At 69.5% G+C, this 10,498-nt stretch carries 9 protein-coding genes, 1 tRNA gene and 1 rRNA gene; 5 read left to right on the forward strand and 6 right to left on the reverse strand.

Features of this window, described 5'->3' with window-relative positions; all coding sequences use genetic code 11:
* Genes ACT4MF_RS05845 through ACT4MF_RS05855 form a run of 3 tightly spaced genes read left to right on the forward strand, consistent with a single transcriptional unit; the run spans position 1 to position 5,944 of the window.
* Positions 1–2,514: a PrkA family serine protein kinase gene (locus tag ACT4MF_RS05845; protein WP_444682016.1), complete on the forward strand. Its 2,514-nt coding sequence runs from the start codon at positions 1–3 to the stop codon at positions 2,512–2,514.
* A complete protein-coding gene (locus ACT4MF_RS05850; RefSeq protein ID WP_444682017.1) occupies positions 2,505–3,884 on the forward strand; it encodes a DUF444 family protein in 1,380 nt (459 codons plus the stop codon). Before ACT4MF_RS05845 ends, ACT4MF_RS05850 begins: the two co-directional genes overlap by 10 nt.
* Positions 3,881–5,944 (forward strand): SpoVR family protein, encoded by a 2,064-nt coding sequence (locus ACT4MF_RS05855; RefSeq protein WP_444682018.1) that lies wholly within the window; start codon positions 3,881–3,883, stop codon positions 5,942–5,944. Before ACT4MF_RS05850 ends, ACT4MF_RS05855 begins: the two co-directional genes overlap by 4 nt.
* 34 nt (positions 5,945–5,978) lie before the next feature.
* On the opposite strand, the gene ACT4MF_RS05860 is transcribed toward ACT4MF_RS05855, so the two are convergent.
* On the reverse strand, positions 5,979–6,725 hold the full coding sequence (locus ACT4MF_RS05860) for an alpha/beta hydrolase (protein WP_444682019.1): 747 nt from the start codon (positions 6,723–6,725) through the stop codon (positions 5,979–5,981).
* On the reverse strand, positions 6,722–7,336 hold the full coding sequence (locus ACT4MF_RS05865) for a VOC family protein (RefSeq protein WP_099255356.1): 615 nt from the start codon (positions 7,334–7,336) through the stop codon (positions 6,722–6,724). The genes ACT4MF_RS05860 and ACT4MF_RS05865 overlap by 4 nt, the downstream gene beginning before the upstream one ends.
* Positions 7,337–7,501: 165 nt before the next feature.
* Here ACT4MF_RS05865 and ACT4MF_RS05870 point away from each other — a divergent pair, with 165 nt between their 5' ends.
* The gene (locus ACT4MF_RS05870; RefSeq protein ID WP_444682020.1) at positions 7,502–7,648 is read left to right on the forward strand and encodes a hypothetical protein; all 147 of its coding nucleotides are present in this window, start codon (positions 7,502–7,504) and stop codon (positions 7,646–7,648) included.
* A 40-nt stretch (positions 7,649–7,688) separates the two neighbouring features.
* On the opposite strand, the gene ACT4MF_RS05875 is transcribed toward ACT4MF_RS05870, so the two are convergent.
* Both ACT4MF_RS05875 and ACT4MF_RS05880 read right to left on the reverse strand, forming a co-directional pair.
* Positions 7,689–7,898 carry a hypothetical protein gene (locus tag ACT4MF_RS05875; RefSeq protein ID WP_099255357.1) on the reverse strand — a complete coding sequence of 70 codons (210 nt, stop codon included), beginning with the start codon at positions 7,896–7,898 and terminating at the stop codon, positions 7,689–7,691.
* Between the two features lie 137 nt (positions 7,899–8,035).
* On the reverse strand, positions 8,036–8,890 hold the full coding sequence (locus ACT4MF_RS05880; RefSeq protein ID WP_512053239.1) for a DUF8231 family protein: 855 nt from the start codon (positions 8,888–8,890) through the stop codon (positions 8,036–8,038).
* A 292-nt stretch (positions 8,891–9,182) separates the two neighbouring features.
* Between ACT4MF_RS05880 and ACT4MF_RS05885 the strand changes: the two genes are divergently transcribed.
* A complete protein-coding gene (locus tag ACT4MF_RS05885; RefSeq protein ID WP_444682021.1) occupies positions 9,183–9,986 on the forward strand; it encodes a DUF7839 domain-containing protein in 804 nt (267 codons plus the stop codon).
* Positions 9,987–10,047: 61 nt separating this feature from the next.
* On the opposite strand, the gene ACT4MF_RS05890 is transcribed toward ACT4MF_RS05885, so the two are convergent.
* Together ACT4MF_RS05890 and rrf are read right to left on the reverse strand one after the other, a co-directional pair.
* Positions 10,048–10,123, reverse strand: a tRNA-Cys gene (locus ACT4MF_RS05890).
* 135 nt (positions 10,124–10,258) lie between these two features.
* Positions 10,259–10,380, reverse strand: a 5S ribosomal RNA gene (gene rrf / locus ACT4MF_RS05895).
* Positions 10,381–10,498: the final 118 nt, after the last annotated feature.

A 10,498-nucleotide genomic window follows, 5' to 3' on the forward strand; every position in this document is an offset into this window, starting at 1 on the left:
ATGAGCGAACGCGACACGCCGGACGGGAGCGCGTTCGTCCGCGACGCCGACGAGGCCCTTCGCGGGGCGTACGACCCACCGATGAGCCTCGACGAGTACGTCGACCGAGTGTTGGCGAACCCGACCGCGGCCGCCTCCGGGGCGCGGTACCTCCTCGCGGCCGTCGAGTCGCAGGGGACCCGCGAAGTCCGCGAGCGCGGCGAGCGGCTGGAGCGGTTCCGGTTCTTCGACGACCCGTTCAACGACGGGGAACACGCCGTGTTGGGCAACACCGTCGCGCTCAACGCGTTCGTCGACGACCTCCGCGCTGCCGCCGCGGGGCGCGGGAACGACGAGACGATCGTCTGGATCGACGGCCCCACGGCCACCGGGAAGTCGGAGTTCAAGCGGTGTCTGGTGAACGGGCTCCGGGAGTTCTCGAAGACCGACGCCGGGCGGCGCTACACCGTCGAGTGGAACGTCACCGGGGCGGGAGGGAGCGTCGGAAGCGGGGGTAACACGGGCGCCGCGTCGCTCTCGTACGGAGACGGCGGCGACGCCGGGGCGTGGTATCGGAGCCCCGTCCAGACGCATCCGCTCTCGGTGTTCCCCGAGGCGGTCCGGGAGTCGATCGCCGAGGCCGTCGACGACGACGCCTACCCGATCGCGGCCGACGTGGACCTCGACCCGTTCAGCCGCGAGGCGTACGACCACCTCGAATCGGTGTACCGCGACGAGGGGCGTCGGGACCTGTTCTCGGCGATCACCGATCGCGACCACCTCCGCGTGACGAGTTACGTCGTCGACGTGGGGGAGGGGATCGGCGTGCTCCACGCCGAGGACGACGGGAGCCCGAAGGAGCGGCTCGTCGGCTCGTGGATGGGCGGGATGCTCCGCGAGCTCGACTCGCGCGGGCGGAAGAACCCGCAGGCGTTCAGCTACGACGGCGTGCTCTCGCAGGGGAACGGGGTGGCGACCATCGTCGAGGACGCCAGCCAGCACGCCGACCTCCTCCGCCGGCTCCTCAACGTCCCCGACGAGCGGCGCGTGAAGCTCGACAAGGGGATCGGGATGGACCTGGACACCCAGCTCGTCGTCATCTCGAACCCCGACCTCGACGCCGAGCTCGACCGCCACGCCGAGCGCGAGGGGGCGGACCCGCTGAAGGCGCTGAAGCGACGGCTCACCCGCCACGAGTTCCGGTACCTCACGAACCGACGGCTGGAGGCGGAGCTGCTGCGACGCGAGGTCGGGGGGCCGCGGGGCGTGCCGACGGTCGACGGGATCGACGGCGACGGAGAGGTCGGGGTCGGTGCTGCGGACGGCCCGACCGGCCCGACCGGCTCGACCGGCTCGACCGACTCCGACGGGCAGACCGGTCCCCCCGACGATCCGGCGCGGGACCCCGCGATCGAGCCCGGTGCCGCCGCCCTCACGATCGGCGTCCGCGACGGCGACGGCGGGGTCACGGAGCGCGAGCTCGCGCCCCACGCGGTCGGGGCGGCCGCGCTGTACGCGGTCGTCACGCGGCTCGACACAGACGACCTCCCGGCGGGGATCGGCCTCGTCGAGAAGGCGGACCTGTACGAGGCCGGCGATATCCGGCGGGAGCGGAGCGGCGATGAGGAGCGGATCACCGTCGACGACGTCGAGTTCGGCGACGGCGACGGCCGAAACGGGGTCCCCGTCACCTACGTCCGCGACGTGATCGCGGAGCTGCTGGGCTCCGACGCCGACCGCGCCCACCCGGAACTGCCGGTCGAACGCGTGATCACGCCGACGGACGTGCTCGACGCGATGGCCGAGGGGCTCTCGGAAGCACCGGTGTTCTCGCGGTCGGAGGTCGCGGAGTTCGAGAGCCGGAGGGGGCCCGTCGCCGAGCGCGTGCGGGAGCGCCAGCGGGCGGACGTCGTCGACGCGATCCTCGCGGCGGAGACCGTTCCGGAGGCGACCGTGGCCGAGTACGTCGAACACGTGTACGCGTGGGACGCCGACGAGCCGGTCGAGACCGAGCGCGGCCCGGAGGAGCCGGACGCGCTCGCGATGAAGGTGTTCGAGACGGAGACGCTCGGCCGGTTCGACGAGAGCGACTACCGCGGGACCGACCCCACCGAGCCGGTCGCGCGGTTCCGGCGCGAGAGGGTGATCCGCGCGCTCACCCGGTACGCGTGGCGGAACCGCGGCGACGCGTTCAGCGTCGACGACGTCGAACTCGGCGGGATTCCGGAGCTGAAGGTGGTGTTGGAGTCGAACGACCTCGCGGACGTGAAGCGGCGGTTCCCGGACCTCGACCCGGCCGAGTGGGCCGACCCGCCCGCCGACACCGAGACGGAGCGCGCCAAGGCGGCCGCGATAGAGCGCCTCGTCGACCGGGGGTACAGCCCCGCGTCCGCCGAGCTGACGAGCCGCGCCGTGATGCGGAGCGTCCGCGACGAGTGGACGGGGCTGGTCGACGACTCCCCGGACGGCGACCCCTCGACGGAGTCGGGAGACGGCCGCAGCGGCCGGAACGGAGGTGGTCGAACGTGGGACTGACCGAGGACCGCGAGCGCTTCCGCGAGGTCGGCGAGGAGCGCCGCGCCGACCTCGCGGAGTTCATCAGCCACGGCGATCTGGGCGGCTCCGGCCCCGACCGGGTGCGGATCCCGGTGAAGATCGTCGACCTCCCCGAGTTCGAGTACGACCGGCGGGAGGCCGGCGGCGTCGGGCAGGGACAGGGCGGACAACCCCAGCCCGGCCAGCCGGTCGACCCCGAGCCCGGCGACGGCGACGAGGAGGGAGACCCCGGCGAAGAGGGCGGCGAGCACGAGTACTACGAGATGGACCCGGAGGAGTTCGCGCGCGAACTCGACGAGGAGCTGGGGCTCGACCTCGAACCGAAGGGGAAGCGCGTGGTCGAGGAGGTGGAGGGCGACTTCACCGACACCGCCAGGGCGGGGCCGCGTGGAACTCTCGACGTCGACGAGTTCTTCAAGCGGGGGCTGAAGCGGCACCTCGCGACGGACTTCGACGGGGAGTACGTCCGCGAGGGGCTGTTCGTCGCCGGCGCCGACGTGGACGACGTGTTCGCGTGGGCGCGGGGGAACGGCGTCCCCGTCTCGCGGACGTGGATCGCCGACGCCGCGGCGACGCTCGCCGAGGAGCGCGGCGAGCCAGTGGCGACGCTCGACCGGTGGGAGAGCTTCGACGCGCTCGACGACGAGATCGAGCGCGAGCCCGTGTCTCATCGGATCCGCCGGGAGGGGATCGACAGCGTCCCGTTCCGCCGGGAAGACGAGCGGTTCCGCCACCCGGAGGTGATCGAGGAGCGCGAGCGCAACGTCGTCGTGGTGAACGTCCGAGACGCCTCCGGCTCGATGCGCGAGACGAAGCGCGAGCTGGTCGAGCGGGTGTTCACGCCGATGGACTGGTACCTCACCGGGAAGTACGACGCCGCGGAGTTCCGGTACGTGGTCCACGACGCGGAGGCGTGGGAGGTCGACCGCGGGGAGTTCTTCGGAGTCCAGTCGGGCGGGGGCACCCGGATCTCCAGCGCCTACGAGCTGGTCGCGGAGATCTTGGAGGAGTACCCCTACAGCGAGTGGAACCGCTACGTGTTCGCCGCCGGCGACTCCGAGAACGCCGGCACCGACACGACCGAATCGGTGATCCCGCTGATGGAGTCGATCGACGCCAACCTCCACGCGTACGTGGAGACGCAGCCGGGCGGCGCCGCGCCGAACGCGCGTCACGCCGACGAGGTCGAGAACGCGCTCGGCGACGCGGACAACGTCGCGGTCGCGCGGGTCTCGGAGCCCGACGACGTGACCGACGCCATCTACGAGATCCTCAGCACGGAGGCGGCGGGCGACGGCGACGCCGCCGTCAGCGAGGCGGCGAGCGGCCGAGGGGGTGAGCGCCGATGAGAGACGAGCGCGTGGAGGCGAAACGCGAGGCGGAGTCGCTCGACGAGCCCGCCGAGGCGGCCCGCGATCTCGCCGAGCGGCTCGGGTTAGAGCCGTATCCGGTCCGGTACTGGGTCGTCGACCACGACGAGATGAACGAGCTGATCGCGTACGGCGGCTTCCAGCGGCGGTACCCGCACTGGCGGTGGGGAATGAACTACGAGCGCCAGCGGAAGAAGGACCGCCACGGGCTCGGGAAGGCGTTCGAGATCGTGAACAACGACGATCCGAGCCACGCGTTCCTGCAGGAGTCGAACGCGGACGCCGACCAGAAGGCCGTGATCACCCACGTCGAGGCGCACGCGGACTTCTTCGCGAACAACCGGTGGTTCGGGCTGTACGCCGACCGCGGCGCGGACGGGCCGAACGCCGCGGCGCGGCTGGAGCGCAACGCCGACCGGATCGCGGCGATCGCCGACCGCCCGGCGGTCGAGCGCGACGAGGTCGAGCGCCTGATCGACGCCGTGAGCGCGTTGGAGGACACGATCGACCAGCACAACCCCGTCGACGCCGCGCGGTCGGTCGAGGAGCCGGGGATCGCGGACGACGTGAACGGGCCAGACGACGACGCGCTCGCGGCGATCGAAGACCGGATCGCGGAGCTGGACCTCTCCGAGGAGGTGCGCCGCGACGTGTTCGACGACGAGTGGCTCGAGGCCAGGGGCGAGGGCGTCGAGCCGGAGGAGCCGCGGCCGGACGTGCTCGCGTTCCTGCGCGACTACGGGAAGCGGTACGACCCCGACAGCGGGAAGGCGGTCGACCGCGAGCCGTGGGAGACGACCGTCATCGACGCGCTCCGGGAGGAGGCGTACTACTTCGCGGGGCAGAAGCAGACAAAGGTGATGAACGAGGGGTGGGCGACGTACTGGGAGTCGGTCATGATGGGCGGCGAGGGGTTCGCCGGCCCCGACGAGTTCCTCACGTACGCGGACCACATGTCCCGGGTGCTCGGGTCGCCCGGACTCAACCCCTACAAGCTCGGCTTCGAGCTGTGGACGCACGTGGAGCTGCGAGCCGCCCGCCACGACGTGATCGACAAGCTGCTGCGCGTCGAGGGAGTGACGCCCGAGAACTTCCACTCGCGGGTCGACCTCGATGCGGTCGCCGAAGCGCTCGACCCCCACCCCGCGATCGCCGGGGCGGGACCGGCGACGCTCGACGCGCTCGCCGACCTCGCCGCCGACGGCGACCCCCGTGTCGACGCCGAGGCGGTCGATCGGGCGCTGTCCGCCAGGGGCGACGACGGAGCGATCGATCCCGACGCCGGCCCGGACATCGAACGGTACCCGTGGCGCCTGCTCACGCGCGAGGGGCTCGCGGAGCGTCACTACGTCCTCTCGCGACCGGAACACCGCGGCGCCCTCCGGAACGTCTCGCGGGAGACGCTCGCCGAGCGGGCGCGATACATGTTCGACGTCGACCGATACGCGACGGTTGACGAGGCGCTGGCCGACGTGGACCGCGCGGCGGGCTGGGACCGGATGCTCGAGATCCGCGAGAGCCACAACGACGTGACGTTCATCGACGCGTTCCTCACCGACGAGTTCGTGCGCGAGGGGAACTACTTCACCTACGAGTACAGCCGGGCGGCCGAGCAGCACCGCGTCGCCAGCGTCGACGCCGACGACGTGCGGAAGAAGCTCCTGTTGCAGTTCACGAACTTCGGGAAGCCGATGATCGTCGTGCTCGACGGCAACTTCCGAAACCGAGGAGAGCTCCTCTTGGGCCACCGGTACAACGGAGTGCCACTCAACGAGGAGTCGGCGAAGGCGACCGTGGAGCGCGTCTTCGAACTGTGGGGGAGGCCCGTGAACCTCGCGACGATCCGGGTCGAGTACTCCGACGAGGCGATCCGCCGCGCCAAGCGGCGGGGGACCGAGCCCGAGGGCGACGAAGTCGGAGTGCGCTTCCAGTACGACGGCGGCGAGGTGACGGAACACGACCTCGATCCGGAGATCCGGGAGCGGATCGCGGCCGACGAGGTCGATTACGACACGAAGCCGGACGAGTGGCTGGCGTGACGGGCAGGCCGGAAACGGCCCGCTCGGCGCCGATCTACGCCAGCTCGGCGACCATCTCGGAGACGTACGCCGTCTCCTCCTCGTTGATCCCGTGACCCATCCCCTCGTAGATCCGGGTCTCGACGTCGCCGCCGAGCGCCTCCAGGACCTCGGCGGTCTCGTGGACCCGCTCTTCGGGAATGTGCGGGTCGACATCGCTGCAGCCGAGGAACACGGGCGTCCCCGCGAGCGCGTCGCTGGCGTCTCCGTCGGCCTCGCCCGCCGCGTCGGCGACGTAGTCGTCGCGCGCGATCGACTCGCCGATCAGTCCGCCGCTCAGGACCGCGAGCCCGCCGTAGCGCGTGGGGTTCCGCGCGACGAACTCGCTCGCGAGACAGGCCCCCTGCGAGAACCCCCCGATGAGGACGCGTTCGGCGGGGATCCCCGCGTCCATCGCGGTCTCGACCGCTCGGCCGACCGCTCGGAGACCGGAGCTCCGACCGGGCTCGTTGTCCGCGACCGGCGCGAGGAAGGAGTTCGGATACCACGTGTTCGCGGCCGCCTGCGGCGCGAGTAGTGAGAGACCGGAGGTCTCTCTGACAGTCGACGGCGAAGCCGCCGACGAGATCGCGGCGTCGTCGCCGGCGACCGTCTCCCCGAACTCGACGATGCTGCGGGCGGTCGCGCCGCGGCCGTGAACGAGGACGACGGCGGCGTTCGCCGACTCGGCGTCGGCACCGGCGGTCACCAGCGGCTCGTCGGCGTGCGGATCGTCGCCCGCGTGGGGGGTTCTCCGGCTCATACGCCGACGCCCGCGTCGGCGTCGGGCAAGTCGTGCTTGTTCACCGGGATCCCGAGCTCCTCCAAGGCGGCCTCCATGTGGCGGTCCTGCGCGAAGTCGGCGCCGTCCTCCTCGCGGATGCGCTGGGCGGTCGCGAGCACCTCTCCCTTGCGGTCGTCCGGAATCTCGTACTTGTCCGACGAGAGCTCGATGACCAGCCCGTTGTTGTCCTGCGTGTAGATCGAGTGGAAGATCCCCCGGTCGAACACGTTGTATCCCTTGCCGGCCTCCTCTAACGCCGCCATGATGTCCTCGTACTCGTCGGGGTCGACGCTGAAGCAGAGGTGGTGAACGGCGCCGGTCCCGGCGCGCTGACCGCGCGCGGACGGTCGGTCGTCGCTCACGAAGAACGTCAAGATTCGCCCGTCGCCGGTGTCGAAGAACAGGTGCGTCTGCGAGGGATCGTCCAGGTTCGGCTGGCGGAGGACGAGCGGCATCCCGAGCAGATCGCGGTAGAACGCGATCGTGTCGGCCTCGTTGCTCCCCCAAACGGTGATGTGGTCGGTGCCGGTGGTGTGGAACGGTGCGTCCGGGCGCTCCGGCGTGACCGGTGCCGGGGTGTCGTCGCTCATACCTCCGGTACGAGGCGGATGCGTATAAAAGCGAAAGTGACCGCCGGGCCACCGGCTGACATCGGTGTTATCCGGTCGAGCGTCCGGCCCACCGGAAGCGCGGGAACGGGAGCGGCCACCGCCGCGAAGCGAACCTCTTAATCGGGACAGCACGAACCGGAGGGCATGGAGATACTGCTACACTCCGGACTCGAACACCCGAACACGCTGTGGATCGCGGCCGCCGCGGTCGTCTCGTTCGTCCTCGGCGTCGTTTCAGTGACGTACGGTCAGCGCCTCGTGGCGCCGTTCCGAGACGCCGCCGAGGAGTGATCGCGAGGGCCCGAGTCGGCCCCGTCCGCGGAGGGGGCGCCTAGGGCCGCTGCCAGACCGGCGGGGCAACGCCGAGAGCGCGAACGACGGCCGGATAGCCGAACGCGACGACGAACACGAGAAGCATCGACGGGAGAAACGAGAGCGGTCCGACGACCCGCTCGACGAGCGCCAACACGACGAACATCACGACAAACATCACGCCCCAGTGCGGGGCGAGCTGGCGAATCTTCTCCGCGGTATCGGTCATACGCCTCGCAACGGGCCCGGATAGTATAGCTTGCCGGTTGTTGGCGCGTGCACTTCGACTCGTCGCGACGGCAAAGCGAAAACGGAACCGGAACGGCACCGAACGGAGACCGAAAAGAGTCGCGACCGCAGCGGCAATCAGTATCGCGACGGGACGAACGCCGCCGAGAGCAGGAGCACGACGGAGAACAGCGCGAGGATCACCACGCGCGTCAGTCCGGAGTTATACTGCTGGAACTGGTCGATTTCGGCGACCTGCGCCTCGTAGCCCTCGATGTCGTCCGACATCGTCAGCGTAGAGGCGTCGGGGAAGTTCGCGACGAAGTCCGCCCCACCGAGCGTTACCGTGGCATGGTTTGTGACCTCGATCGTGTTGGTCTGGGTCGCCTCCCAGACGATCACGGCCTGACCGGTGGTGACCTGATCGACGGTCACCGACTGTCCGTTGTACTGGAACGAGTCGCCCGTCGCGTACGACTGCTCCTCGGGGGCCGGGAAGTACTCGTTCGCCGGAACGAGCGTCGATTCGCCGTCTTCGGTGACCACGACGTACTCGCCGTCGTCGCGCGCAACCGTCTCGTTGTCCGCGTTGTCGTCGGCTTCGAGGATCGCCTGCCGGTCGAGCACCTCAACGAGGGTGAACGCGGACGGGTCGTCACCGGCGATCTCGACGCGCCACTGGCGATCGTCAACCGTGACCGTGGACTCGTTCGCCCAGGTCTCGGACTGATCCACCACCACCTCTCGTTCGAGCGTCGCCACGATCGAGGTCCCGGCACTCCCACCGTGGCCACCACCCCCCTCTTCGACTTCGGCGATCTCGGCGACGGCGTACTCCGTGCCGTTCACTTCGAACGTGTCACCGGAGGACAGTTCGTAGTCGGGGCTTTCGAAGGCGACCTCCGGACTCTCAGCCGTCACAGTGATAACACCGGCCACGCCCGCAACGAGAAGGAAGAGCGCGGCGTACACGGCCACAGCGCGTCGTTGCATAGTTCCAGCATGGGTCACCCGGTGTATAACGGTTACTAAGCCGCGCTCCTGTGCCGCAAAACGGAACCGGGGCGGAACGCCGATCGATGCGGTACGACGACGCCCCAGCGTACAGACCGCCGCCGGCGGGAAGGCGGTGACCCCGAACGAGCGCAAGGCGACGATAACGACAGTCAAGCGGTTCTGACCCGGTACAGCGGAAGCTACACCGGATTCGTCACCAGGCGAGAGACGCCCCTTGACCGGGGGTTACTGCAACAGTACTTTAATTGCGCGCCGCCGAACACCACCAATGACGGATCCCGACAGGGCGGCTCCGCCGGAGGTCCTCGACAGCAAGCGCGACGCGACTCGGTATCAAGTCCTCGTGGAAATCGCCGCTCGACAGCCCGCGGTGAGCCAAACGGAGATCGCCGACGCGATCGGCGTGACATCGCAAGCGGTCAGCGACTACGTCAGAGACCTCGTCGAACACGGCTACGTCGAAAAAGAGGGGCGCGGACGCTACGAAGTGACGAAAGAGGGCGTCGACTGGCTGATCTCGCGGACCGACAGCCTCGAAGCGTACCTCGACCGCGTCAGCTCGGACGTCCTCGGCAGCGTCGACGTTGACGCCGCGATCGCGATGGACGACGTCTCCGAGGGGAGCAACGTCGGACTCATCATGCGCAACGGCGTCCTCCACGCGAACCCCGCAGGCGGAACGGCGACGGCGGTCACCGTCACCGCCGCCACGGCAGGCAACGCCGTCGGTGTCGCCGACTTCGAAGGCGTGGTCGACTACGACACCGGATACGTCACCGTGCTCCCCGTCCCGGCCGTCACGGACACCGCGTCGGTGGACGCCGAACTGCTCACGGAGACCCGCCCCTCTGACAGTCTCCTCGCCGTCGCCGGAACCGAAGCGTACGCGCTCGCTACGCGGGCGGACATGCACCCGGACATCCGGTTCGGGACGACCGACGCCGTCGCCCAAGCCGCGGTGCGAGGGCTGGACGTGCTGTTGGTGGTTACGGCCGATCAGCTGCCGCAACACACGGCGCGGCTCCGCGACGAGAACATCCCGCACGAAGTGCTCGACGCCGGCGACTTCTGAAGCGCGGATACGAGACTGATCGACTCACCGAGCGAGTCGCTATTGGGTCGGATTCGAAAAAAGCCAAGGGCCGGATTTGAACCGGCGTTGGGCGGCTCTGCAGGCCGCTGCGTCTGACCAGACTCTGCCACCTTGGCGCTACCAGAGGTACCGCAGTCGAGCGTTTAAGCCTAGCGGTCGCGAGCGGCTTCGCTCGCTACACATGAAAAAAGCCCACGGACGCGGTGTCCGTGGGCTCGAAGGCCGCGTGGGAGTATCCTCCCGAATGAATGGGCAGGCGGCGAACCGCGGTTCCCAGAGGATCGCTCACTCCAGTACTTCCCGGTACGCTGGTGGGCTTAACTTCCGTGTTCGGAATGGGTACGGGTGTTTCCCCACCGCTCTGGCCGCCTTTACGCCGACTCCCGGATTCGAACCGAGACTCTCTCACAATCCGTGGGAGAGACGCCTGTGTCGGTGGTTCTGCCGACCGTGTATATGTGCGATCCAGTTACCGCCTGAACTCATACGAA

This window comes from Halorubrum sp. FL23, from assembly GCF_052439115.2.
In the GTDB taxonomy this organism is placed as follows: Archaea; Halobacteriota; Halobacteria; order Halobacteriales; family Haloferacaceae; genus Halorubrum; species Halorubrum persicum.